This window comes from Holophagales bacterium (assembly GCA_016719485.1).
Taxonomy (GTDB): Bacteria; Acidobacteriota; Thermoanaerobaculia; order UBA5066; family UBA5066; genus UBA5066.
In genome coordinates this window covers 71,005-94,302 of sequence record JADJZB010000023.1, presented here as the reverse complement: position 1 = coordinate 94,302, position 23,298 = coordinate 71,005, and the positions used below count along the sequence as shown (strand labels likewise).

The 23,298-nt window shown below is 71.2% G+C and carries 21 protein-coding genes and 1 pseudogene; 12 read left to right on the top strand and 10 right to left on the bottom strand.

All coding sequences use genetic code 11. The annotated features are described in order from the left end of the window. Positions 1–83 precede the first annotated feature (83 nt). The 11 genes from IPN03_16075 to IPN03_16025 all read left to right on the top strand — a co-directional run bounded on the left by IPN03_16075 (position 84) and on the right by IPN03_16025 (position 10,158). Positions 84–854 (top strand): HAD hydrolase family protein, encoded by a 771-nt coding sequence (locus IPN03_16075; protein ID MBK9375189.1) that lies wholly within the window; start codon positions 84–86, stop codon positions 852–854. Beyond that, positions 851–2,122 carry a glycosyltransferase gene (locus tag IPN03_16070; protein MBK9375188.1) on the top strand — a complete coding sequence of 424 codons (1,272 nt, stop codon included), beginning with the start codon at positions 851–853 and terminating at the stop codon, positions 2,120–2,122. Before IPN03_16075 ends, IPN03_16070 begins: the two co-directional genes overlap by 4 nt. An 11-nt stretch (positions 2,123–2,133) precedes the next feature. After that, positions 2,134–2,832 (top strand): hypothetical protein, encoded by a 699-nt coding sequence (locus IPN03_16065; protein ID MBK9375187.1) that lies wholly within the window; start codon positions 2,134–2,136, stop codon positions 2,830–2,832. Between the two features lie 81 nt (positions 2,833–2,913). Continuing rightward, positions 2,914–5,241, top strand: coding sequence for a putative monovalent cation/H+ antiporter subunit A (locus tag IPN03_16060; GenBank protein MBK9375186.1), 2,328 nt, complete (start codon positions 2,914–2,916; stop codon positions 5,239–5,241). Beyond that, on the top strand, positions 5,238–5,654 hold the full coding sequence (locus IPN03_16055; protein ID MBK9375185.1) for a Na+/H+ antiporter subunit B: 417 nt from the start codon (positions 5,238–5,240) through the stop codon (positions 5,652–5,654). The genes IPN03_16060 and IPN03_16055 overlap by 4 nt, the downstream gene beginning before the upstream one ends. Further along, on the top strand, positions 5,651–5,998 hold the full coding sequence (locus IPN03_16050) for a Na+/H+ antiporter subunit C (GenBank protein MBK9375184.1): 348 nt from the start codon (positions 5,651–5,653) through the stop codon (positions 5,996–5,998). The genes IPN03_16055 and IPN03_16050 overlap by 4 nt, the downstream gene beginning before the upstream one ends. Beyond that, positions 5,995–7,509 carry a Na+/H+ antiporter subunit D gene (locus IPN03_16045; protein MBK9375183.1) on the top strand — a complete coding sequence of 505 codons (1,515 nt, stop codon included), beginning with the start codon at positions 5,995–5,997 and terminating at the stop codon, positions 7,507–7,509. The genes IPN03_16050 and IPN03_16045 overlap by 4 nt, the downstream gene beginning before the upstream one ends. Positions 7,510–7,512: 3 nt before the next feature. Beyond that, complete coding sequence (locus tag IPN03_16040; protein MBK9375182.1) at positions 7,513–7,980, top strand: Na+/H+ antiporter subunit E; 468 nt, start codon at positions 7,513–7,515, stop codon at positions 7,978–7,980. After that, a complete protein-coding gene (locus IPN03_16035; GenBank protein ID MBK9375181.1) occupies positions 7,977–8,246 on the top strand; it encodes a cation:proton antiporter in 270 nt (89 codons plus the stop codon). The genes IPN03_16040 and IPN03_16035 overlap by 4 nt, the downstream gene beginning before the upstream one ends. 29 nt (positions 8,247–8,275) lie before the next feature. Beyond that, entirely contained in the window at positions 8,276–8,599 is a 324-nt protein-coding gene (locus tag IPN03_16030; GenBank protein MBK9375180.1) for a monovalent cation/H(+) antiporter subunit G, read from the top strand. Between the two features lie 56 nt (positions 8,600–8,655). Continuing rightward, positions 8,656–10,158 (top strand): putative Na+/H+ antiporter, encoded by a 1,503-nt coding sequence (locus IPN03_16025; GenBank protein MBK9375179.1) that lies wholly within the window; start codon positions 8,656–8,658, stop codon positions 10,156–10,158. Between the two features lie 6 nt (positions 10,159–10,164). Here IPN03_16025 and IPN03_16020 read toward each other — a convergent pair whose 3' ends face one another. Next, positions 10,165–11,385 (bottom strand): glycosyl transferase, encoded by a 1,221-nt coding sequence (locus IPN03_16020; protein MBK9375178.1) that lies wholly within the window; start codon positions 11,383–11,385, stop codon positions 10,165–10,167. Positions 11,386–11,489: 104 nt separating this feature from the next. Here IPN03_16020 and IPN03_16015 point away from each other — a divergent pair, with 104 nt between their 5' ends. Then, entirely contained in the window at positions 11,490–13,364 is a 1,875-nt protein-coding gene (locus tag IPN03_16015) for a sugar phosphorylase (protein MBK9375177.1), read from the top strand. 175 nt (positions 13,365–13,539) lie between these two features. On the opposite strand, the gene IPN03_16010 is transcribed toward IPN03_16015, so the two are convergent. From IPN03_16010 to IPN03_15970, 9 genes and pseudogenes are all read right to left on the bottom strand, one after another. After that, on the bottom strand, positions 13,540–15,279 hold the full coding sequence (locus IPN03_16010; GenBank protein MBK9375176.1) for a hypothetical protein: 1,740 nt from the start codon (positions 15,277–15,279) through the stop codon (positions 13,540–13,542). Between the two features lie 22 nt (positions 15,280–15,301). Next, on the bottom strand, positions 15,302–15,700 hold the full coding sequence (locus IPN03_16005; GenBank protein MBK9375175.1) for a DUF302 domain-containing protein: 399 nt from the start codon (positions 15,698–15,700) through the stop codon (positions 15,302–15,304). A gap of 102 nt (positions 15,701–15,802) precedes the next feature. Next, the gene (locus IPN03_16000; GenBank protein ID MBK9375174.1) at positions 15,803–16,003 is read right to left on the bottom strand and encodes a zinc ribbon domain-containing protein; all 201 of its coding nucleotides are present in this window, start codon (positions 16,001–16,003) and stop codon (positions 15,803–15,805) included. 445 nt (positions 16,004–16,448) lie between these two features. Next, the gene (locus IPN03_15995; protein MBK9375173.1) at positions 16,449–16,817 is read right to left on the bottom strand and encodes a winged helix-turn-helix transcriptional regulator; all 369 of its coding nucleotides are present in this window, start codon (positions 16,815–16,817) and stop codon (positions 16,449–16,451) included. Between the two features lie 56 nt (positions 16,818–16,873). Further along, positions 16,874–17,158: a hypothetical protein gene (locus IPN03_15990; protein ID MBK9375172.1), complete on the bottom strand. Its 285-nt coding sequence runs from the start codon at positions 17,156–17,158 to the stop codon at positions 16,874–16,876. Positions 17,159–17,160: 2 nt separating this feature from the next. Then, entirely contained in the window at positions 17,161–17,352 is a 192-nt protein-coding gene (locus IPN03_15985) for a DUF2892 domain-containing protein (GenBank protein MBK9375171.1), read from the bottom strand. A 106-nt stretch (positions 17,353–17,458) separates the two neighbouring features. Then, a pseudogene (locus IPN03_15980) lies at positions 17,459–20,709 on the bottom strand (efflux RND transporter permease subunit). 71 nt (positions 20,710–20,780) lie between these two features. Beyond that, on the bottom strand, positions 20,781–21,887 hold the full coding sequence (locus IPN03_15975; GenBank protein ID MBK9375170.1) for an efflux RND transporter periplasmic adaptor subunit: 1,107 nt from the start codon (positions 21,885–21,887) through the stop codon (positions 20,781–20,783). Between the two features lie 56 nt (positions 21,888–21,943). Next, a complete protein-coding gene (locus IPN03_15970) occupies positions 21,944–23,278 on the bottom strand; it encodes a TolC family protein (GenBank protein MBK9375169.1) in 1,335 nt (444 codons plus the stop codon). Between the last annotated feature and the right edge of the window lie 20 nt (positions 23,279–23,298).

The following is a 23,298-nucleotide window of genomic DNA, read 5'->3' as shown; positions in this document are numbered from 1 at the left end:
GGCGCAGGCACGCGAACGTCCGCATCCTTCGTCGTCGTGCCGGACGTCTTTCTCCTCGGCCCCGGAATCGACATACTGCGGTCGTGCGCGTCGCCGCCGTCCTCACGGACCTCGACGGGACGCTCCTCGATCACGGGGGCGTCCTCGGTGAGGATGCGCGAGAGGCGGTCTGCGAGCTGCGGAGCCGCGGGATTCCCGTGGTGCCGCTCACCAGCAAGACCGAGGTCGAGCTCCGCGAGATGCTCTGCGAGCTCGACCTCGGCGGCATCGGCGGCTTCGAGAACGGTGCGGGAGTCGTCTCTCCCGCCGGCGTCGCGGTGTCGGAGAAGGCGGTCGGGGTGGGCCGTCTCGGACAGCATCTGGCCGATTTGTCGAGCCGTTGCGGCGCGGCGTTGACACCCGTATCGGAGCTGTCGGTGGCTCAGATCCGGCGGATCACGGGCCTGCCCCGAGAGAAGGTTCCCGCGATGCTCGCCCGGCGATTCGGCCTCCCGTTCCTCGCGCCGGAAGGGGCGGAGGGCGCGCTTGCCGCCGCCGCGGCCCGGATGCCGGGAGTGCGGCTGACGCGCGGAGGCCTCTTCTGGCACCTCTCCGGGCCGCACGGAAAGGAGGACGCCCTCGCGCTGCTTCTCGGGGCCGGGCTCGTCTCGCGCCCGCTTGCGGGGTTCGGCGACGCGCCGAACGACGCGGGCTTCCTGGCGCGCTGCGACGTCGCGGTCCTCGTTCCACAAGCGACCGGAGGCGTCGAGGCCGGCCTCGCTGCGGCCGTGCCCCTCGGACGCGAGGCGCCGTTTCCCGCGGGGCGAGGCTGGGCCGCGACCGTCGGGGAGATACTCCGGGAGGAGAACCGATGAGCTCACGCCTCCCGTCTCTCTCCCGGGAAGTCACCGACGCGATCGGCCGGATCGGGAAGGTCGACGTCCTCGTCGGGATCCCCTCGTTCAACAACGAGCGGACGGTCGGGCACGTCGTCCGAGCCGTCGTCGCCGGCCTCGCCCGCCACTTTCCCGACGCGAGGGCCGTCCTCGTCAACTCCGACGGGGGCTCGACGGACCGGACGCGCGAGATCGTCGAGCGGACGGAAGTGGGGAATCTCGCCGAGATCCTCGTCGACGCGGTGCCGTCGGGCGCCACCGCCAAGATCATCACGCCCTACGACGGCATCCCCGGCAAGGGGAGCGCCTTCCGGACGATCTTCCGGATCGCGGCCGAGCTCGAGGCGAAGGCCTGCTGCGTCCTCGACAGCGACCTGCGCAGCATCACTCCGGAGTGGATCGAGCTCCTCCTCGAGCCGATCGTGAGGCACGGGTACGAGTTCGTCGCGCCTCTCTACGCGCGGCACCGCTACGACGGGACGATCACGAACACGATCGTCTACCCGCTGACGCGCGCGCTCTACGGGCGCCGGGTCCGGCAACCGATCGGCGGCGACTTCGGCTTTTCGGGCGACCTCGCCGCCCGCTTCCTCGCCTTCGAGGACTGGGAGGGGCCGGTCGCGCAGTACGGGATCGACATCTTCATGACGACGACGGCCCTCGCCGAGCGGCGGAAGGTGGCCCAGGCGTTCCTCGGCGCGAAGATCCACGACCCGAAGGACCCCGGCTCGGACCTCGGGCCCATGATGGTGCAGGTCGTCTCGACGCTCTTCTCGCTCATGGAGAGGCACGAGAAGGCGTGGCGCGGAGTCTCGGGCTCGGAGGCGGTTCCGGTCTTCGGTTTCCCCTACACGGTCGGCCTCGAGCCCGTGCCGGTGAAGCTCGACCGCCTCCTGGCACAGTACCGGCAGGCCGCGCACGACCTTCCGCCGATCTGGGAGGCCTTCCTGTCGCCGCTCTCTCTCTCGGCAATTCGCGAGGCGGCCCACGCGCCCGCGGTCGACCTCGGGGACGAGGCGTGGGTGCGGATCGTCGCCGAGGCGGCAGTGGGCTTCCGGCGCCGGGCCCTGCCGCCCGCCACATTGATCCGCTCGCTCGTTCCGCTCTATCTCGGGAAGGTGGCGACGTTCGTCGCCGAGACGGAGGCGGGCTCGGCCGAGGAGGCCGAGACCCGCCTCGAGGAGCTCGCTCTCGCCTACGAGCGGGGCAAGGGCGGGCTCGAGGCCCTGTGGGGCCCGGCCCACTGATAGGAGACGACATGGGAAGAACTCTCGGCCAGCAGATTGCCCTCGCCTTCGATCGCCTCCTCGAAGCGTTCCTCTCGGTCGTTCCCGCGGCGCTCGTTCTGCTCGTGTCGCTCCTGGTCGGGGTCCTGGCGGGGCTCCTCCTCCGGACGCTCCTGAGGTTCGCGATCGTGCTTCGGAAGCGATATCGCGGCGAGGAGGGATCCTCCTCGAGGCAGCTCCTGCGCGCCGCCGGCCTGAAGGCCGAACCCGAGCGGGTCGTGGGGACCGTCTCCTTCTGGACGGCGGTCGTCGTGGCGCTCGCCGTCGGCGTCAACGCCCTGGAACCGGGAGCCCTGCGCAACGTCCTCTCGGAGGCGGTCGGTTTCCTGCCGCGCCTTCTCGGCGCGACGCTCCTGGCCGTCGTCGGGCTCGGCGCCGGCGCGCTGGTCAGACGGAGCGTCCTCCTCGGCGCCGTGAACGCCGGCCTTCCCTGGGCGCGGGCCGGCGCAAGGGCCGCCTACGTCCTCGTCGCGGCGTCCTTCGTTGCGGCCGCGCTCGACCACCTCGGCGTCGGCCGTTCGATCCTCGTGGCGGCGTTCTCGATCGCCGGAGGCGCGCTCGCGCTGACGCTCGCCCTCGCCTTCGGCCTCGGGGGAAGGGACCTGGCCCGCGCGTGGCTCGAGAAGAAGCTCAGGGCCGAGGAGGAGGACTCGGGAATCCGGCACGTCTAGGAGCCGAGGGCTCGGTGCGTTCGCAGGGTTCGGACGAGAGGCAGGAATAGGACCGGGCGCACCGGTGTTATACGGCTTCGCGTGATTGCCGCCGTCCTGACCGGATTCCTCGTGGCGCTCCTTTCGCCCCTCGTCGAGAGGGGGCTGGGGCGGCGTGCCGCCCCGCTCCTGGCGCTCTTCCCGGCGGCCCTCTTCGCCTGGTTCGTTCGCTTCGTCCCGGAGATCGCCGAGGGCGGGGTGCGCACCGCCGCGCTCGCCTGGATCCCGGAGCTGGGCGTGTCGCTCTCCTTCCGGCTCGACGGCCTCTCCCTCCTGATGGCGCTCATCGTCACGGGAATCGGGGCGCTCGTCCTCCTCTACGCCGGGACCTACATGGAGGGGCACCCCCGCCGCGGCGCCCTTCTCGGGTACCTCGTCGCCTTCCTCGCGGCGATGCTCGGCCTCGTCCTCTCGGACAACCTCCTCGGCCTCTTCGTTTTCTGGGAAGCGACGAGCATCCTGTCGTACTTCCTGATCGGCTTCGACCGCGAGAAGGCCGAGGTCCGCGCCGCGGCGCTCCAGGCGCTCCTCGTCACCGGCGGGGGAGGGCTCGCCCTCCTCGCTGGCTTCGTCCTCCTCGGGCAGGCGGGCGGGAGCCTCGAGATCTCCGCCCTCGTCGCCAACGCCGAAGCCCTGAAGGCGAGCCCGCTCTACACGCCGGCGCTCCTCCTCGTCCTCCTCGGCGCCTTCACGAAGTCGGCCCAGGTGCCGTTCCACTTCTGGCTCCCGGGCGCCATGGCTGCGCCGACGCCCATAAGCGCCTACCTCCACTCGGCGACGATGGTGAAGGCGGGGGTCTTCCTCCTCGCGCGCCTCCACCCCGCGCTCGGCGGGACGCCCGAGTGGAGCTGGATCGTGACGACGGCGGGCGCGGCCACGATGCTGACGGGAGCCGTCCTCGCAGTGGGCCAGAAGGACCTCAAGCGGCTCCTCGCCTTCTCCACCGTCAGTTCCCTCGGGTCGCTCACGATGCTCATCGGCGTCGGCACGCCCGCGGCGCTCGGCGCGGCGATGGTCTTCCTCCTCGCGCACGCGCTCTACAAGGCGGCGCTCTTCCTCGTCGCGGGGATCCTCGACCACGAGACCGGGACGCGCGACGTCACCCGGCTCGGCGGCCTCTTCGCCCTCCTACCGGCGACCGGCGTCGCGGCGGTGGCGGCCGCGTTCTCGATGGCGGGCCTGCCGCCCCTCCTCGGCTTCGTCAGCAAGGAGCTGCTCTACGACGCGGCCCTCAGGGCCTCGCCGATCCCCCTCCTCCTCGTGCCCGTCGCGGTCGCGTCGAACATGCTCCTCGTCGCCGTCGCCCTCGCCGTCGGGTGGGGACCGTTCACGGGCGCGCGGGGCGAGACGCCGAAGGCCCCGCACGAGGCCCCCGCTTTCATGTGGCTCGGCCCCGTCGTCCTCGGTCTCGGGAGCCTCGCGTGCGGCCTCTTCGCCGGGGCGATCTCGCCGTTCCTCTCCTCGGCGGCCTCGGCCGCGCTCGGCCACCCCTACGGCGTGAAGCTGGAGCTCTGGCACGGGTTCAACCTCGTCCTCCTCAAGAGCCTCGTCACGCTCGCCGTGGGCCTCGCCTTCTGGGCGAACCGCGCCCGGCTCCGCTCCCTCGCCGAGCGCCTCGCCCCGGTGGCCGCCCTCGGCCCGGCCCGCCTCTACCGCGACGGGCTGGCCGGCCTCGTGAAGCTCGCGAAGGGGACCGCGAGCCTCCTCTCCGCGGGGTCCCTCCGCCAGGACGTCCGGATCGTCCTCCTCGCCGCCGTCGCGCTCTCGGCGCCCCTCCTCCTCTCGCGCGGCCTCTTCGGCGCACCTGACGCGCTCCGCTCCGTCCGGCCCATCGAGGCGGTCCTCGCCCTCCTCGTCGCCGCGGGCGCCGTCGGGACCGTCGCCGCCGGGTCGCGCCTCGCCGCCGTCGTCGCCCTCGGCGTCACGGGCTACGGCATCGCGCTCCTCTTCCTCGTCTTCGGGGCGCCCGACCTCGCGATGACGCAGTTCGCCATCGAGACCCTCTCGGTCCTCCTCTTCGTCGCGGTCCTCCGGAGGCTGCCGCGGCTGAAGAGCCGGTCGGCGCCCCGCTCGCGCGTGGCCGACGGCCTCCTCGCGACGGCCACCGGGGCGCTCATGGCGGGCTTCGTCCTCGCCGTCCACGCCGAACCGTTGAGGTCGCGCCTCACGCCGTTCTTCTCGGAGGCGAGCCTGTCTCTCGCGAAGGGACGCAACGTCGTCAACGTCATCCTCGTCGACTTCCGCGGGCTCGACACGCTCGGCGAGATCACGGTCCTCGCCGTCGCCGCGATCGGCGTCTTCGCCCTCGTGAAGCTCCGCCTCTCCTCTGGCGCTGCGGGCGCCGCGGGTCCGAAGGGGGAGGAGCGATGAGGTCGGTCATCCTCGCCTCGGCGGCGCGGCTCCTCTTCCCGCTCCTCCTCCTCTTCTCCGTCTTCCTCCTCTTCCGCGGGCACAACGAGCCGGGGGGCGGCTTCGTCGGGGGCCTCGTCGCCGCGACGGCCTACTCGCTCGTCGCCCTGACCGGGGGCGTCGAGTCGGCGCGAAAGCTCCTGCCGGCCCGGCCCGAGGTCCTCGTCGGAACCGGCCTTCTCGCCGCGCTCGCGAGCGGCCTTCTCAGCCTCGCCGCGGGGCGCCCCTTCATGACCGGGCTCTGGGGGGAGACGCCGCTCCCCGTCATCGGAAAGCCGGGGACGCCCGTCCTCTTCGACACCGGCGTCTACGTGACCGTCCTCGGCATCGTCCTCCTCATCCTCCTCACGCTCCAGGAGGAGGACGAGGCGTGACGATCGTCCTCGCGCTCACGGTCGGCGTCCTCTACGCGGCGGGGACCTACCTCCTCCTCCGCCGGGGCGCCGTCCGGGTCGTCTTCGGCCTCGCCCTCCTCGGCTACGCCGCGAACCTCCTCATCTTCACGGCGGGCCGGCTCGTCCGCGAGGGCCCGCCGATCGTCCCGCCCGGCGCGCTCGTGCCGCCGGTCCCGTCGGCCGACCCGCTGCCGCAGGCGCTCATCCTGACGGCGATCGTCATCGGCTTCGGCGTCCAGGCCTTCGCGCTCGTCCTCCTGAAGCGCACCTGCCAGGAGGCGGGGACCGACGACGTCGACGGGATGCGGGAGGAGGGCTCGTGAACCTCCTCCTCGTTCTCCCGCTCCTCGTCCCGCTCGCGACGGCGATCGCGACGATCCTCCTCTCGCGCGCCCCGCGGGCGGCGCGGGCCGCGAGCTTCGCGGGGGCGGCGGGCCTCCTCGCCTCCTCGGGCTTCCTTCTCGCCGCCACGCTCGACGGGACCATCCTCGTGACGCAGGCCGGCGCGTGGCCCGCGCCGTTCGGCATCAGCCTCGTGGCCGACCGTTTCGCCGCGGCGATGGTCGTCGTCGCCGCCGTGATCCTCGCCGCCGTCGTCGCCTTCTCCGCCGCCGGCATCGACGCCGCACGCGAGCGCTTCGGCTACCACACTCTCCTCCACGTCCTCTCGATGGGCGTCTGCGGCGCGTTCCTGACGGGCGACCTCTTCAACCTCTACGTCTGGTTCGAGGTCATGCTCATGTCGTCCTTCGTCCTCGTCTCGCTCGGGGGCGAACGCGCCCAGCTGACGGGGGCATTGAAGTACGTCGTCCTGAACCTCGTCTCCTCGGCCCTCTTCCTCGCCGGGGCGGGGCTCCTCTACGGGTCGGTCGGGACTCTCAACATGGCCGACGCCGCCGTCGCGCTCCGCGCCCTCCCGGGGCAGGGGCTCCCGAGCGTCGTGGCGACGCTCTTCCTCGTCGCCTTCGGCATCAAGGCCGCCGCCTTCCCCCTCTTCTTCTGGCTCCCCGCCTCGTACCACACGCCGCCGATGCCGGTCGCCGCCCTCTTCGCCGGCCTCCTGACGAAGGTCGGCGTCTACGCGCTCGTCCGGGTCCTGACGCTCGTCTTCAACCGCGACCCCGGTTTCACGAGCCCGCTCGTCCTCTGGATTGCGGGCCTCACGATGGTGACGGGAGTCCTCGGGGCGATGGCCCAGACCGACGTGCGGAAGGTCCTCTCCTTCCACATCGTCAGCCAGATCGGCTACATGCTTCTTGGGCTCGGCGTCGGGACGCGCCTCGCCCTCGCGGGGACGGTCTTCTACGTCCTCCACCACATCGTCGTGAAGGCAAACCTCTTCCTCGCGGCGGGCGTGATGCGGCGGGTCGGCGGGAGCTTCTCCCTCGACCGCCTCGGCGGGCTCCTCGCGCGCTCGCCCCTCCTCGCCGCGGCCTTTCTCGTCCCGGCGCTCTCGCTGGCGGGCCTCCCGCCGCTCTCGGGCTTCTGGGCGAAATACCTCCTCGTTCGCGCGGGCCTCGAGGCCGGGCACGGGGCGATCGTCGCCGTAGCCCTCGGCGTGAGCCTCCTGACCCTCTTCTCGATGACGAAGATCTGGGCCGAGGCCTTCTGGAAACCGGCCCCCACGGACGGCCCGGGCGCCTCCGCGCCGCCCCTCTCCGGCGCCGAGCGGGCGTCCCTCCTCGGGCCGGTCCTCGTGCTCGGTGCGATCACGGTCGTCATCGGCCTCGGCGCCGGCGTCCTCTTCCGCTTCGCGGACGGCGCCGCCGCCCAGCTCCTCGACCCGGAGCTCTACATCCGCGCCGTCCTCGGGACGCGGGGCGGGGGGAGCTGAGCCGTGCTCGTCGCCCTCCTCCTCCTCACGGCCGCCTGGGTCGCCCTGACGGGCGAGGTCACGCTCGCGAACGTCCTCGAGGGGGCGATCGTCTCCGCGCTCCTCCTGGTCCTCGTGCGGTTCCGGGGGCGGCGCGGCGTCCAGCTCTCCAAAGCGCCGAAGGCCGTCGGGCTCTTCCTCTATTTCCTGAAGGAGCTCCTCCTCTCGAACGCCGCCGTCGCCAGGAGCATCCTGCGGCCCGTCTCGTCGCTCTCGCCCGGCATCGTCGCGGTGCCGCTCGACCTGACGAGCGACGCCGGCATCACGGTCCTGGCGAACCTCGTCACGCTGACCCCCGGAACGCTCAGTCTCGACGTCTCCCCCGACCGGCGGACGCTCTACGTCCACGCCCTCGACGTCGCCGACCCCGACGCCTTCCGGCGCGAGGTGAAGGAAGGGTTCGAGCGGCGGGTGAAGGAGGTCTTCGAGTGACGCTCCTCGCCGACCTCGCCCTCTGGGTCGCCCTCCCCGTCCTCGGGCTCGCCCTCCTCCTGACGGTCGTGCGGATCGGGCTCGGACCGAGCCTCCCCGACCGGGTCGTCGGCCTCGACCTCCTCTCGACGCTCGGGATCAGCGTCGTGGCGGTCGTCGCCCTCGCTTCCGGAAACGCCGTCTACATCGACGTGGCGATCGTCCTCGCGCTCCTCTCGTTCCTCGGCACGGTCGCCTTCGCCGCCTACCTGGAGAGGTCGCGATGAGCATCCGCGAGCTCCTCGCCGCGGCGCTCATGCTCGCCGGCGTCGCCACGGCCTTCCTCGCCGCCCTCGGCGTCCTCCGGATGCCCGACGTCCTCACCCGCCTGTCGGCCACCTCCAAGGCGTCGACGCTCGTGAAGATGTGCATCTTCTTCGCCCTCGCCATCGCGTTCGACGACCTCGGCGTCGCGACGCGCGCCCTCGCGGCGGTCGCCTTCGTCTTCCTGACGGCCCCCCTCGCCGCCCACGCCATCGGGCGCGCCGCGTTCGCCCTCGGCGTCCCGCTCTTCCCCGGGACGAAGATCAACGAGATGCCGAGGCCGGAGGGAAACGTCCAGACCGATCCCGACCCCTGACCGCTCGCGCGAGGCCTCGTGGGGGCGGGGAGGCCGGGATGCCAGAATCCGTATCCATGAAGACGAGCTCCCCTGGCCTCCTCGCCGGCCGGCTCCTGCCGGCGATCGGCTTCCTCCTCTGGGCGCCTGCGGCCCTCGCGACGGAGGCGGCCGCCCTGGCGGAAGAGGCGCTCCCTCTCCCGCTGGACGCCTACACGGGCGAGACGGGGATGACGCTCTGGCAGCTCCTCGTCCACCGCGTCGAGGAGGAGCCGGTCAACCTCGTGGCGACGGTCGTCTTCGTCCTGGCCATCGTCCACACCTTCCTCGCAGCGAGGATCACGGCCGCCGCGCACCGCCTCCAGCACCGGACCGCAAAGGAGACGGGGGGCGACGGGCACAGCTTCCGCGTGGAGATGCTCCACTTCTTCGGCGAGGTGGAGGCGGTGTTCGGCATCTGGGCGATCCCGCTCCTCGTCGCGGCCGCCGCCATGAAGGGGTGGCACTCCGTCGAGGGCTACGTGGCGCACGTCCACTTCACCGAGCCGATGTTCGTCGTCGTCGTCATGGCGATCGCCTCGACGCGGCCCGTCCTCTCCTTCGCGGAGAAGTGCCTCGGGGCCGTCGCGGGCCTCGGCGGGAAGACGCCGCTCGCCTGGTGGGCCGCGATCCTCACGGTCGGTCCGCTCCTCGGCTCCTTCATCACCGAGCCGGCCGCGATGACGATCTGCGCGCTCCTCCTCGCGCGGCACCTCTACGAGCTGAACCCCTCCACGAGGCTGAAGTACGGCACGCTCGGGCTCCTCTTCGTGAACGTCTCGGTCGGCGGCACCCTCACCCACTTCGCCGCGCCCCCCGTCCTGATGGTCGCGGGCAAGTACGGCTGGGGCCTGACGTTCATGCTCCGCAACTTCGGGTGGAAGGCGGCGCTCGCCGTCTTCGTCTCGACGGCGCTCTTTGCATTCTTCTTCCGGAAGGAGTTCGCCGACCTCGCCGGGAGGAAGAAGGCGCGCCTGGCGGACCCCGTGGAGCGCCCGTCGGAGCGGACGGTCCCCGCGTGGATCGTCGGCACCCACCTCCTCTTCCTCGGCTGGACCGTCTTCACCGCCCACACGCCCGCCCTCTTCGTCGCGGGATTCCTCTACTTCCTCGCCTTCACGCAGGCGACGGCGCCCCACCAGAACCCGCTGAACCTGAGGCCGCCGCTCCTCGTCGGCTTCTTTCTCGCGGGCCTCGTCCTCCACGGGACGCTCCAGCAGTGGTGGATCGCGCCGCTCCTCGCCCGGCTCGACGTCGGGGCGCTCTTCGCCGGCGCGACGATCCTGACGGCGTTCAACGACAACGCCGCGATCACCTACCTCGCCTCGCTCGTCCCCGGGTTCACGCCCGAGCTGAAGTACGCCGTCGTCGCGGGGGCGGTGGCGGGGGGCGGTCTCACCGTCATCGCAAACGCCCCGAACCCGGCCGGGCAGTCGATCCTCTCCCGCTACTTCCCGGACGGCATCCTGCCGATCGGCCTCCTCCTCGGCGCGCTCGTGCCGACGCTCGTCGTCGTTCTCGCGTTCCTGCTCCTGCCCTGATCGCCGTCAGCCGTTCAGGATCCCCCCCTCGGCAACGACCGCCTCGAGAAGGAGGTCTCCCGCCTCCGGGACGGCGGAGAGGACCCGTGCCCAGTTCGGGATGAGCGGGGCGCCGAGCGGGTCGGCGAGGAACTGCTCGACGCCGCTCTTCAGCGCGCCGGCGAAGGTGGCGATCGCCATCTCCTCCTCGTGGCGCGGGAAGACGAGGCCGTTCATCTTCGCGAGGGCGTAGAAGCTCGAGGCAGCGTCCTCGGCCCGCCTCTGGTAGGAGGCGAGGAGCGACTTGAGCGTCCCGTCGCCGAGGACGGTGTCGGCCGCGGCGAGCGTCCGCAGCAGGTGCTTGGCGATGTCGGCCGCCATCCGGTGGAGGCCCTTCGTCGGGTCCTCCGGTGAGAGCACCTGGTGCTTGTGGTCGTAGCGGTCGGCGATGTCGACCTGGCAGACGCGCCGGGGCGAGCGGTGCCGGTAGACCTCGGAGAGCGTCCCCACCTCGAGGCCCCAGTCCGACGGGACGCGGATCTGCCGGAGGAGGTCGGCGGAGAGGGCGAACTCGCCCGCGAGCGGGTAGCGGAAGGAGGAGAGGAACTCGATGTAGGCGTTGGTGCCGAGGAGCGACCGGAGCGACCCGAGAAGCGGGCCGACGAAGAGGCGCGCCACGCGGCCGTTCAGCCGGTCGGTGAACCGTGCGTAGTAGCCCTTGCAGAAGTCGAAGTTCAGGATCGGGTCGGCGATCGGGTAGAGGAGCCGGGCGAGCATCGCGCGGTCGTAGTCGAGGACGTCCGCGTCGTGGAGCGCGATGTACTCGATGTTCCCCTGCGCGAGGAGGTAGCCGAAGCCGATCCAGCAGGCGCGTCCCTTCCCCCGCTCGCCGAGGGCGAGGTCGGCCTTTCCGAGCTTCTCCAGGAGCGCCTTCACGCCCGGGCCGTCGTTCCAGAGAACGACGGTGCGGCGCTTCAATCGCTTGAAGTACTCGAGGGCGCCCCGGTAGCCCGCCTCGTCGGCCCGGTCGAGGGAAATGAGCACCGTGTCGAGGTACGGCGCCTGCGCGATCTCGTCGCAGATCTTCAGGAGCGCGGGGCGCTCCAGCTCCGAGATGAGGGACGGGATGAGGAGGGCGGCCCTGTTCCGGCGCGTGTGGCGGACGAGGGCGTCCTCCAGCTCCACGAGCGGCCGGTTTCCGAGACGGGTGAGGGTCGTGATCGGCCCGTTCTGCGCGAAGTCGCTCATGGCCCATTGTTCCCCGCGGTCGCTTACGGTGGGAAGCGAAAACGGCCATCGTGCCGAATCTGCGGCGGTTTCGACAGGTCCCTCGCTCGTGCTAGCTTCTGCACGTGACGCGGAGCCTGAAGCAGGCCGCCGCGGACCCGTTCCGCGGTCTCGACTACCTTCCCGAGCCGGACTACGCGCAGCCTCTGCGGGGCCTGACGCCGGCGATCGCGGAACGGGTGCGGCGGCGCGTGGCATTTCTCTACGGCGACGAGCGAGCCGACACGGTGACGCGCCACGTCGACCGGCTCGTGCGGGTGCAGGACGCCTACGCGACGCCCGGGATCCGGGCCGCCGAGGCCGCGTTCGTCCCCCGCGACCGCTTCAGCGAAAAGGACGCCGTCCTCATCACCTACGGAGACCTCGTCGTCTCCGAGGGCCGCACGCCGCTCCGGACTCTCTCCGACTTCGCGTTCGTCTTCTTCCGCGGCCTCGTCACGACCGTCCACGTCCTGCCGTTCTTCCCCTCCTCGTCCGACCGGGGCTTCTCGGTCATGGCCTACGAGGAGGTCGACCCGCGGCTCGGCAGCTGGGAGGAGATCGCGCGACTCGGGCGCGGGTTCCGGCTGATGTTCGACGGTGTCTTCAACCACATCTCGGCCAGGAGCCGCCGATTCCAGCGCTTCCTCGCGGGAGACCCGGAGTTCGAGCGCTTCTTCCGCGTCTTCTCGTCCCGCGAGGAGATCGACGAAGACCGCCTGAAGCTCGTCCTCAGGCCCCGGACATCGGACCTCCTGAACGAGTTCGCCACGGTCGACGGACCCCGCTGGCTCTGGACGACCTTCTCGCGCGACCAGATCGACCTCAACTTCCGCCACCCGAGGGTCCTCCTCGATGTCCTCGAGATCCTCCTCTACTACGTGCGGCGCGGGGCGGACCTCGTCCGGCTCGACGCCGTCACCTACATCTGGCACGAGCTCGGGACGAGCTGCGCCCACCTGAGGCAGACGCACGAGATCGTGAAGCTCGTCCGCGACGTCCTCGACGCGACGGCCCCGCACGTCGCGCTCGTGACGGAGACGAACGTCCCGCACGCCGACAACATCACCTACTTCGGCGACGGGACGGACGAAGCGCAGATGGTCTACAACTTCGCGCTGCCACCGCTCGTCCTCCACGCCTTCGTCACCGGCTCGGCGGAAGTGCTCTCGCGCTGGGCGGCCGGGCTCGAGCCGCCGTCGGAGACGACCACCTTCTTCAATTTTCTCGACTCGCACGACGGCATCGGTCTCATGGGGGCCCGCGGCATCCTCGCCGGGGAAGAGATCGCGCGCCTCTGCGAGCGCGTGCGGGCGGTCGGCGGCCTCGTCTCGATGCGAACGGGCGAGGGAGGCGAGGCGGTCCCCTACGAGCTGAACGTCACCTGGTGGAGCGCCCTGAACGACGCGACGCCGGGGGAGGACACCGAGAGGCAGGTCGACCGCTTCGTCGCCGCCCGCGCGATCGCCCTCGCGCTGAAGGGCGTGCCCGGCATCTACCTCCTCAGCTTCTTCGGTGCGGGCAACGACCTCGAGGCGGTTCGGCGGGACGGGCAGGCGCGTTCGATCAACCGCTCGGCCCTCCGGGAGGAGTGGCTCTTCGACCAGTTCGCCGATCCCTCCTCGATTCCGTCGAGGACGGCGAGCCGTTTCATCGACCTCCTGTCGCGGCGGGCGGCCGAGCCCGCTTTCCACCCGGCGGCGCAGCAGCGGGTCCTGCGGCTCGACCCGCGCCTCTCTGCCCTCGCGAGGGTTCCCGCCGCCGGCGGGGCGCCGGTCGTGGCGATCGTCGACGTCTCCGGCGAGTCGGTCGATGCGCGCCTCCGTCTCGCCGACGCAGGGATCGCGGCGGGGCCGCTCGTCGATCTCGTCTCGGGCGACGACGTGCCCGTAGACCGCGGCGAGGTCGCGCTGCGCCTTCGTCCCTACCAGGTCGTCTGGCTCCGGGGAAAGGCGGCGTGACGAGGGCGGCCCGGGAAGGAGGGCCGCGCTGCCCGAATGGGGATCGCGTGCCAGGGGGGGGCGACCCGAAGTCGTCTCTCGCTGGGAGGACTCTGGGGGACTCCGCTGCCTGGTGCGACGACCTGAGTCACGTGGCACGCGGATCCTCCGGGGTGCCCGGGCTTTCGAGCGCAGTTCAGGGAGGGGGCGGGGCGGCGGACCGCGCGATCGCGAGGTTCGTGCGGAGGTCTTCCCGCAACGGGTCGATGCTCAGCCCGGTCTCGGCGAAGCGGACGGCATCGGCGATGCGGCCCGTTCGGAGCGCGAGGTACGACGCGATCGCGAGGCTGTCGACGGGGGGGCCGTTCCATTCCACGGCGCGAACGGCGAATCGGTAGCTCCGTTCGAGGTCGACCGGGATTCCCTGGGTCGCCTCGTCGAGAAAGACCTGTCCGGAGCGGCTGGCGGAAGGGACGAGCGGTTCGCCCAGCCGCATGCGAAGCAGAACGGAGTCCTTCCGCTGGCCGAGAGGAGCGCCGCCCGTTGCAGGACCCTCGCCGTCGAGCAGGAGGCGCAGCAGGATGCGCGGGCCGAGAAAGACGCCGGCGCGGGCCGGGACGTAGTGAGGGCGCTGGATCGGGTGAAGCTCCCCGGGCGCACCCGGGTCGCCGTGCAGGGCGACGAAGGGTCCGAACGATGCGAGAGAACCCGTTTCGGCCGCGGCGACGCGGTAGATCCGGTCAGGATCGAGGAGGTATCCCGGCATGTTGAGGAGGAATCCGACCACCACGAGGGCGCCGGTCGCGCGAGGCCACGCCCGCGCCCCCGCTGCGAGGCCGGGCGCGAGGAAGACGACGGCGGGCGCGAGGTAGCGGGGTGCCCAGCCCATGCCCCCTTCCCAGGCCCAGTAGGCGAGGTTCACCGCGAAGAACCCGCCGAACCCGACGAGCGCGGCCAGGCCTTCGATCCGGCGCGTGCGGTTCCGGAGGAGGAGCGCGATCCCGGCCAGCGCCACCATCGAGATCGGCGCGAGCCAGAAGAGGCCACGGTTCGGCAGAATCGTGATCCTGAGGAACGTCCAGAGCGGAGAGACGACGTCGCCGAGCGGCTGGTCGGCGTACCCGACCTCGAGGATGCGCCCCGTGCGCAGAGCGTTCGCGGCGAGGAAGAGGGCTGTCGCGGGGAGGGCCCCTGCGATGAACGCGAGGAGGCGGCGTCTCCGCTCGCGGCCGTCGCGGACGAGGAGCAGCGGGAGAGCGAGAGCGGGCAGCGCCGCACCGGCCACGGGCTTGACGAGGTTCGCGAGGACCCCGACGAACCCGGCGGCGACGAGGCTCTTCTCGGGGTGACGCCGCAGCCGGATCGAGCGAAGGCTCCGCTCGAAGGCGACGAGGACGAGCAGAACGAGGAGGGGCTCGCTGAAGTCCGTCCCCGCGAGTGGACCCAGGAAGGTGCCCAGGATGAGACCCGCCGCGATCACGGGCGCCGCGCGCGCACCGAGCCCGCCGTACCGGAGTAACCGGGCGAGCGGGAAGACGGCCGACGCCGTGAGCAGGATCGGCCCGAGGACGAGAAGGAGGTCCGCCGCGAGACCCCGGGGAAAGCCCGCCGGGACCGCCGCCGAGGCGACGAGCGCGGCGGCCCTCCAGACAGAGCTCAGCGGTTGGTAAACCGCGACGACGCCGGCCTGTCCGAAAGGTGCGGGCCGGAAGAACCACGGGTGCAGCTCCGTTCCCGGAGCGGCCGGCGGAAGGACGAAAGTTCCCTCGAACGCGAGGGCCTCGGCGGTTCTGAGAACGAGGAGCCCGTCGGGGGCGGTCGGAAACGTGAAAGGCGAAAGAAGAGCGAGCGTCCCGGCGACGACCCAGGCCGCGCGCCGGCGTCCCCGCCGGAAGGTCCCTGCGGGACGGCCCCGAACGGCGGCCGTCCCGGTCACCTGAGGGCCTCCGGTCCGGGGCTCAGGCCAGGCACGCCTCGATCACGCGGCGGAGCCTCTCCCCGATCTCCTGGCCGACCGAGGCCAGCGCGGGCAGGGCGAGGAGGCCCATCACGGCGGCCGGGTCCATCGCACGAACCACGGTCCTTCCGTTCTCGACGGAGACCGTCACATTGCAGGGAAGGAGGACGCCCACCTCGGGGGCTGCCTCGAGGGCGCGGTGGGCGGACGGCGGGTGGCAGGCCCCGAGTATGAGGTAGGGCTCGCGGTCGACGTCGAGCTTCTTCTTCAACGTGGCCTGCACGTCGATCTCCGTCAGGACCCCGAAGCCCTCCTTCGAGAGGGCCTCGCGGGCGCGGGCGACGGCCTGGTCGAAAGGGAGCGCCGAAATCGCCTGGACGGCGACGGGAGAGTCCTTCATGGGGAGGCTCCTTTCGTGCCCGCTCGGGGCGCCGGGAAGGGAACGAGGCGGCAGATCAGACCGTGGCGGAGGGGGCCCGACGGGCCCACGGGTTCACGACGCTCACGTGAAGCGGGTGCCGCACGACGAGCCGCCCTTCGCCGATCCCGAGGAGCCGGTCCCCGAGGCGAAGCGAGAGAGCGTCCGCGCAGTGCGCCGCGATTCGCAGGAGGGGCATTCGATCACCGTGTCGGCGTCGCTCGAAGAGCGCAGCTCCTCGAAGGTCCGGCCGCAGGCGTCGCATCGGTATTCGTAGAGGGGCATCGTCTTTCCTCAGCAGCCCCGGGTGAGCTTCGCCCAGACTTCGGCCGGGATACCCGAGGGATAGACCTGGTCGGTTCGGTACATCTTCCAGCAGCCCTGGCAACGCCAGAGGTAGATGCCCCCTCACGTGGGGACGGGCAGGATCTCCTCGCCGCAGGACTGGCAGCGCCCTTCTTCGACGGGTGCGGGAATGGTCGCGCTCTTGCTCTTCATCTCTTCTACCGTGTCTTCTCTCGTACCTGTTCTCCCGGGACCGTTTCCGGCAGGGAGGTCTTCACGTCGGGGGCCGCTTTCGTGGTTTCGGGTTTCCCGGGACGCGTCGAGCAGCTCCGGCCGCCGGCCGGAGTGGGCACCGCTCACGTGGGGACGCCGAGCCTCGGCAGGATGACGTACTGGAGCAGGATCCAGACGACGACGAAGCCGCCCATCATCAGGAGGTCGGGGCTCACGCGCGTGCCCCCGCGGCGAAGGCCGTTTTCCCCATCTTCAGGCCTTCCCTCCGGCCGTCCAGCGAGCGCTCGAGCGCCCCGCAGACGACCCCACAGATCGCGAAGACCGCCGGGTCGGCGATCCGGTAGTAGATCTGGACTCCCTGTCTCCGGAATTCGACGATTCCCGCCGCCCGGAGGAGGGCCAGGTGCTTCGAGACGTTCGCCTGACTGCATGGAAGCTCCGCGAGAAGGTCGTTCACGCAACGTTCCCCGCCCTGGAGGGCGTGGAGGATCCGGAGCCGCGTCGGGTCGGCGAGCGCCTTGAGAAAGCTCGCGATCCCGTCCATCAGCTGCTCCTTCGGAAGCGTGGCGGCCTTTTTCATGACCATATCACCATACGGTAATATAGCGTCCAGCGGCGGGATCGTCAAGCGAGGTTTCAGAGGAGCTCCTCGACGGCCCAGGAGGTGATCCTGAGGCGTTCCCCGCACTCGGCGCAGTAGGACTTCAGGTCGGCGGTCAGCGAGCGGGCCCTCTCGTCCTCGACGACCGTGAAGAGGACGGCAGAGGTCTTCGGGAAGGCGGCCGAGCCGAGTCGCGGGCCGGTCGTCCCCATGCCGGAGGCGCCCGCGATCTCGGTCCAGCCGGCGACGCCGGACTTCCTCAGGAGGACCTCGAGCTCCTCCTTCTTTCCGTCGTCGACGACGATCATCAGCATCCGCACGGTCAGGCCTCGCGGACGCCGATCTTCTTGAGGATCGTGATCATCGGGCACCAGCGGGTGAAGGCCGACTGGAGGAGGTTGAGCCCGACGAAGCCGGTGAACCAGAGGAACCGCTGGTCGACCGTCACGGCGAGGACGACGGAGAGGATGACGAAAAAGCCGGCGATCGCCCGGAGCCATTCGTTGAGGTTCATGGGGTCTTTCTCCTTGTGGTCTTTCGTCCGGTGAGTTGGGGGGTCCGGGGGGCGGCGAATAGCGCCCCCCGGGAGCGCGCCCCCCGGCGAGCGCCCCCCCGGGAGATCAGGCCGCGTCGTCCCGGGGCGGGAGGGCCTTCTCGATGCCGACCGCCTTCAGGTACATGTAGTAGAGGAGCGGGATGACGACGAGCGTCAGGGCCGTCGCGACGACGACGCCCGCGATGAGGGCGACCGCGAGGCCCTGGAAGATCGGGTCGAGGAGGATGACGCCGCCGCCCACGACGAGCGCGAGGGCGGTGAGGACGATCGGCCGGAAGCGGACGGCGCCCGCCCGGATGACCGCGTCCTCGAGCCGCTCGCCCATCTCGAGCTCGAGGTTGATGAAGTCGACGAGGAGGATGGAGTTGCGGACGATGATCCCCGCGAGCGCGATGAAGCCGATCATCGACGTCGCGGTGAAGAAGATGCCGAAGAGGCCGTGCGCCGGCAGGATGCCGATGAGCGTGAGCGGGATCGGCGCCATGATGATGAGCGGCGTGACGAAGCTCTTGAACCAGCCGACGACGAGGAAGTAGATCAGGACGAGGACGGCCGCGAAGGCGATGCCCATGTCGCGGAAGACCTCGTAGGTGATGTGCCACTCGCCGTCCCACTTCATGGCGTACTTCGTCGAGTCGGTCGGGAGCGTCGTCGACATGACCGTGAGGGGCGAGCCGTCGGGCGACTTCAGCGCCTCCACCTTGCCGCCCATGTCGAGGATGCCGTAGACCGGGGCCTCGGCAACGCCCGCCATCTCGGCGAGGACGTAGGTCACCGGCTGCAGGTTCTTGTGGTAGATGAAACGTTCGCTCTTGGTCGTGACGACGGTCACGAGCTCACGGAGCGGGACGAGGCGCCCGGTACCGCCGTGGACGGCGGTCTGGAGGAGGCCGTCGAGGCTGGAGCGCTGGGCGCGGTCGAGGCGGAGGACGATCGGGACCGGGTTGCGCGAGTTCTCGTCGCGCAGGAGGCCCGCCTCGGCGCCGTTCAGCGCGACGCGGAGGGTCCGCGTGACGACCTCGGGGGTGACGCCGGCGCGGGCCGCCTTCTCGCGGTCGACGACGAGCTCGACCTTCGGCGCCTCGTCCTCGACGAGCCAGTCGACGTCGACGACGCCAGGGGTCTCCTCGAAGATCTTCTTCACCTGGCCCGCGAGAGAGATCCGCTTCTCCATGTCCGGACCGTAGATCTCGGCGACCATCGTGGAGAGGACGGGAGGTCCGGGCGGCACCTCGGTGACCTTCAGGTTCGCGCCGTGGCCTTGGCGATCGGCAGGAGGAGCGTCCTCACGTCCTTGGCGAACGTGTGGCTGTCGCGCTTGCGCTGGTCCTTCGGGAGGAGGTTGACCTGCAGGTCGGCGACGAGGGGGCCGGACCGGAGGAAGTAGTGCCTCACGAGGCCGTTGAAGTTGAACGGGGCGGAGGTGCCGACGTAGACCTGCACGTCGGAGACCTCGGGGAGCTTGCGCACCTCGAGCGCGAGGTCGCGGGCGACGGAGTTCGTCGCCTCCAGCGTCGTCCCCTCGGGCATGTCGACGACGACCTGGATCTCGCTCTTGTTGTCGTACGGGAGCATCTTGACCTTGGCGACCTTGAAGTAGACGAGCGACATCGAGAGGAGGAGGAGGACGGCGACCCCGCCAACGAGCGCCCAGCTCTTCGCGGGGCTCTGGAGAAGAGGCGTGAAGAGCTTCTGGTAGAAGCGGTGGAGCTTGTCTTCCTGATGCGTCTCGGCGTGCCCCTCGAAGCTCGCCTTGCCGGCGTGCTCCTCGGCGTACTTGCGGAAGAGCTTGAACGTGAGCCACGGCGAGACGACGAACGCGACGAAGAGGGAGAAGATCATCGCGGCCGAGGCGTTGATCGGGATCGGCCGCATGTACGGGCCCATGAGCCCCGAGACGAACGCGAGCGGGAGGAGCGCGCCGACGACGGCGAACGTCGCGAGGATCGTCGGGTTGCCGACCTCGTCGACGGCGTAGATCGTCGTCAGGCGCGGCGGGCCCCAGCCCAGCTCGTAGTGCCGGTGGATGTTCTCGACGACGACGATGGCGTCGTCGACGAGGATGCCGATCGCGAAGATGAGCGCGAACAGCGTGACCCGGTTCAGCGTGTAGCCGAAGAGGTACGACGACGCGAGCGTGAGGGCGAGCGTCATGGGAACGGCGACGAGGACGACGATCGCCTCGCGCCGGCCGAGGAAGAAGGCCATCAGGAGGACGACCGAGAGCGTCGCGAGCGCCATGTGGAAGATGAGCTCGTTCGACTTCTCGTCGGCCGTGTGGCCGTAGTCGCGCGTCTTCGTGGCCGTCACGTTCGAGGGGATGACCTTCCCCTTCAGGCCCGCGACGACCTTGTCGAGGTCCTCGACGAGCTCGACGGCGTTCGTTCCGGGCTTCTTGGCGACGGAGACCGTGACGGCGGCGGTGTCGGCCCCCGCGGCGACGCCGCGGTGGGCCGCGCCCGGGCCCGCCAGCATCCAGACGTATTGCGAGGGTTCGTCGGCGCCGTCGGAGACGGTCGCCACGTCGCGCAGGAAGACGGGCTTGCCGTTCCAGACGGCGACGACCGCTCCGCCGACCTCGTCGGCGTTGCGGAAGAGGGAGCCGACCTCCACCTGGGTCTCGGCGTCCGCCGTGGCGAAGCTCCCGGCGGGGAGGCGCCAGTTCGCGCCGGAGAGGGCCATGTAGGCCTGCAGGAGGGAGACCTGGTGCGCGGCGAGGCGGTCGCGGTCGAAGGTGACCTTCAGTGCGCGCTTCTCGCCGCCGAGGACGGTCACCTGCGCGACGCGCGGGTGCTTCGTCAGCTCGACCTTCAGCTCCTCGGCGACCTGCTTGAGCTGCATCGGCGAGGCGTCCGCGGACCAGAGGGTGTAGGCGAGGACCGGGACGTCGTCGATGCCGCGGGAGACGACGAGCGGCGGCATGGCGCCGGCGGGAAGCTCGGCGGACTTCTCCTGGAGCTTCGTGTGGACCCGGACGGCGGCCTGGTCGGGGTCGGTCCCGACCATGAAGCGGACGATGATCATCCCGCCCGAGGGCTGGGTCGTGGAGTAGACGTACTCGACGTTCGGGATCTCGTAGATCGCCTTCTCGAGGGGCGACGTCAGGCGGCGCTCGACCTCCTGGGCCGTGGCTCCCGGCATCCCGAGGAAGACGTCGATCATCGGGACCTTGATCTGCGGCTCCTCCTCGCGCGGCGTCACCAGGACGGCGAACGCGCCGACGAGGAGCGAGGCGACGACGAGGAGCGGGGTGAGCTTCGACTCGAGGAAGGCCTTGGCGATCCGCCCGGAGGCGCCGACGGGGCGGCGCGTCATCTTGAGCCGGAGCGCCTCCCTCTTGGTCTCCTCGATCGACGCCTTGTTGCCGGCGTCGCCCGTGGGCTCGCTCACTTCTTCACCTCACCCGAGACCTGACCGCGGACCTCCGCGCCGTCGGCGGGGGCCGCCGAGAGGCCGACGAGGAGCTCCTCGCCCCCCTTGAGGCCCGAGAGGACCTCGACGACGTCGCCGTCGCGCGAGCCGAGCGTCACGGCGCGGGTCCGCGCCTTGCCCTGCTCGTCCTTCACGACGACGAGGCTCATGCCGCCCTGCTGAAGGACGGACGAGGCGGGGACGACGACGGCCGTCCGGCGGCCCGTCTCGAGGACGGCGCGCCCGGAGACGCCGGTCGGAACGAGCGCTCCGCCGACGTCGACCTTCGCCGTGAAGGAGTGGCTGGCCGGGTCGGCGCCCGGGGACATCTCCACGACGCGGCCCGGGAGCGGCTTTGCGCCGGGCGTCGCGTCGAGCGTCACGAGGAGCGTGGTGCCGACCGCGAGCTTCGACGTGGCGACGATGCTCTCGGGGACGGAGAGGACGAGCCGCCGGCCGGCCGTCGACTCGACCATGACGAGCGGACGGCCCGGGGCGGCGAGGTCGCCCGGTTCGACCATCTTCTTCGCGACGCGCCCGGCGAACGGGGCGACGACGCGCGATTCCTTCGCGACGGAGGCGGCGGCGCCGACCGCCCCCGTCGCCTGCTCGACGGCCCCCTTCGCCTGCTCGTACTGCATCCGGGCCATGTCGAGCTCGAGCTCGGAGGCCGAGCCGGACTTCTGGAGGGCCTGGAAGCGCTGGTAGTTCCGCTCGGCCAGGGCGAACCCGGCCTTGGCCTGCGCGAGGGCGCCGCGGGCCTGCGACTCCTGCCCCTGGGCGGTGGCGGGGTCGATCTCGACGAGGAGCTGGCCCTGGGCCACGAGGTCGCCCTCTTTCACCGGGACGGCGACGACGGACGCCATGACGCGGCTGCTCACCATGGCGGACTTGCCCGCCTCGACGGTGCCGGAGAGCTCGATGCGCTGGGGGATCTCGCGCGACGCGGCCTTCGCGAGGGAGGCGGAGACGGGGTCGGGGGTGGCGAGTGCGCCGGCCTTGTGCCCGCCTCCGCAGGCGGTGAGCGCGAGCGCGCCGGCCACGGTGAGGGTGACGAGGGAAACGGTCTTCCGGGAAGTCATGCGAGCCTCCGTGCTCTTCTGCTTTGTCGGGTCGGGGAGGAGGGTGTCGGGCGCGCTCACGGGACTGCCGTCTCCGGGGCCTTGCCGGCCTTCACCGCGAGGCGCAGCGCCGTGGCGTGGGCGTCGGCGCGGGCGACGAGCTCGCGCGTCTCGGCCTCCCTACGGGCAGTGGTCGCGTCGAGAAGGTCGATCGTCTTCACGACGCCGCTCTTGAAGCGCTCGTCGGTGATCCGCTCGCTCTCGCGGGCGGACTCGAGCGCCTTGACGGCGGTGGCGTGCCGGGCGCGGGCGGTCGCAGCCTCCTCGTACGCCTGCCTCACCTCGAGGGCGACGCCGTCGGCGAAGCGGGCGACGTCCTCGCGGCCGGCCTGGGCATCCAGGCGCGCCGCCGCGGCGGCGGCCTTGTCGGCCCCGCCCTGGAAGACGTTGATCGCGGCGAAGGCCATGACCGTCCCGGCCGAGCCGCTCGCCCCGAAGAGGTTCTTGTCGTGGAGGTCCCACCGGGCGGAGACGCCCACCTTCGGCCACCAGGCGGCCTTCTTCACCTTCTCCTCGAGCTCGCCGGCCCGAAGGAGGCTCCTCGCCGCGGCGAGGTCCTTCCGGGATCCGGCCGAGGCGACCCAGGAGGCGGCGTCGCCGTCGAGGGGCTTCGGGCCGGGGAGAGGCGCGAGCTGCCAGGTCGAGTCCTGCGCGACGCCGATCCGGAAGGCGAGGTTCGCGTTGGCGACGCGGGCCTTCCCCTTCGCGTCCTCGAGCAGGTCCTCGACGCGGGCCAGCTCCACCTCGGCCCGGAGGAGCTCGGAGCGGACGAGCATCCCCTGCTCGACGTAGCTCTTCGCGAGCTCCACGTGGGCCTTCACGGTGTCGCGGGCCTTCGTGAGGAGAGAGACGAACTCTTCGGCCTGCGCGAGCATCACCCAGGCCTCGCCGGCGGCGAGGGCGGCGTTGTCGGCGGCCCAGAGGGCCTGACTGCCGGCGGCCTCGGCGGCGCTCCGGGCCTGGTCGATCCGGCCGGAGAGCTCGCCGCCCGTGAAGAGCGGGACCATCGCCTCGGCGCGCGTGATCGCCGTTCCCGACCAGCCGGGGTCGTTCGGGTTGCTCGTGACGAAGGCCGGGAAGGAGAACTCGTTCCGGTTCAGCTCCAGCGCGAACGACTCGGCGGGCGAGTCGGTCCGGATGTAGGTTTCAGAGAGCGTCAGGGACGGCAGGCGGAAGGCCGAGGCCTGGCTCACGCGGGCCGTCGCCGCCTCCTGCCGGGCCTTCGCGGCGGTCACCTCGCGGGCTCCGTCCCGGGCCCGGCTCATCGCCTCCCCCAGGGAGATCGGTCCGTCCGCGCGGACGGCGCCCGAGGCCACGAGCCCCAGGACCGCCACCGCCACTCCGTATCGCATGTCTCCTCCTTGCCGGCGAG

What these genes read in the sequence shown, in the direction of transcription:
- IPN03_16070 (MBK9375188.1), top strand. Translation starts at nt 851, where the DNA reads ATGAGCTCACGCCTCCCGTCTCTCTCCCGGGAAGTCACCGACGCGATC.
- IPN03_16065 (MBK9375187.1), top strand. Translation starts at nt 2,134, where the DNA reads ATGGGAAGAACTCTCGGCCAGCAGATTGCCCTCGCCTTCGATCGCCTC.
- IPN03_16055 (MBK9375185.1), top strand. Translation starts at nt 5,238, where the DNA reads ATGAGGTCGGTCATCCTCGCCTCGGCGGCGCGGCTCCTCTTCCCGCTC.
- IPN03_16030 (MBK9375180.1), top strand. Translation starts at nt 8,276, where the DNA reads ATGCTCGCCGGCGTCGCCACGGCCTTCCTCGCCGCCCTCGGCGTCCTC.
- IPN03_16025 (MBK9375179.1), top strand. Translation starts at nt 8,656, where the DNA reads ATGAAGACGAGCTCCCCTGGCCTCCTCGCCGGCCGGCTCCTGCCGGCG.
- IPN03_16020 (MBK9375178.1), bottom strand. Translation starts at nt 11,385, where the DNA reads ATGAGCGACTTCGCGCAGAACGGGCCGATCACGACCCTCACCCGTCTC.
- IPN03_16005 (MBK9375175.1), bottom strand. Translation starts at nt 15,700, where the DNA reads ATGAAGGACTCTCCCGTCGCCGTCCAGGCGATTTCGGCGCTCCCTTTC.
- IPN03_16000 (MBK9375174.1), bottom strand. Translation starts at nt 16,003, where the DNA reads ATGCCCCTCTACGAATACCGATGCGACGCCTGCGGCCGGACCTTCGAG.
- IPN03_15995 (MBK9375173.1), bottom strand. Translation starts at nt 16,817, where the DNA reads ATGAAAAAGGCCGCCACGCTTCCGAAGGAGCAGCTGATGGACGGGATC.
- IPN03_15985 (MBK9375171.1), bottom strand. Translation starts at nt 17,352, where the DNA reads ATGAACCTCAACGAATGGCTCCGGGCGATCGCCGGCTTTTTCGTCATC.
- IPN03_15975 (MBK9375170.1), bottom strand. Translation starts at nt 21,887, where the DNA reads ATGACTTCCCGGAAGACCGTTTCCCTCGTCACCCTCACCGTGGCCGGC.
- IPN03_15970 (MBK9375169.1), bottom strand. Translation starts at nt 23,278, where the DNA reads ATGCGATACGGAGTGGCGGTGGCGGTCCTGGGGCTCGTGGCCTCGGGC.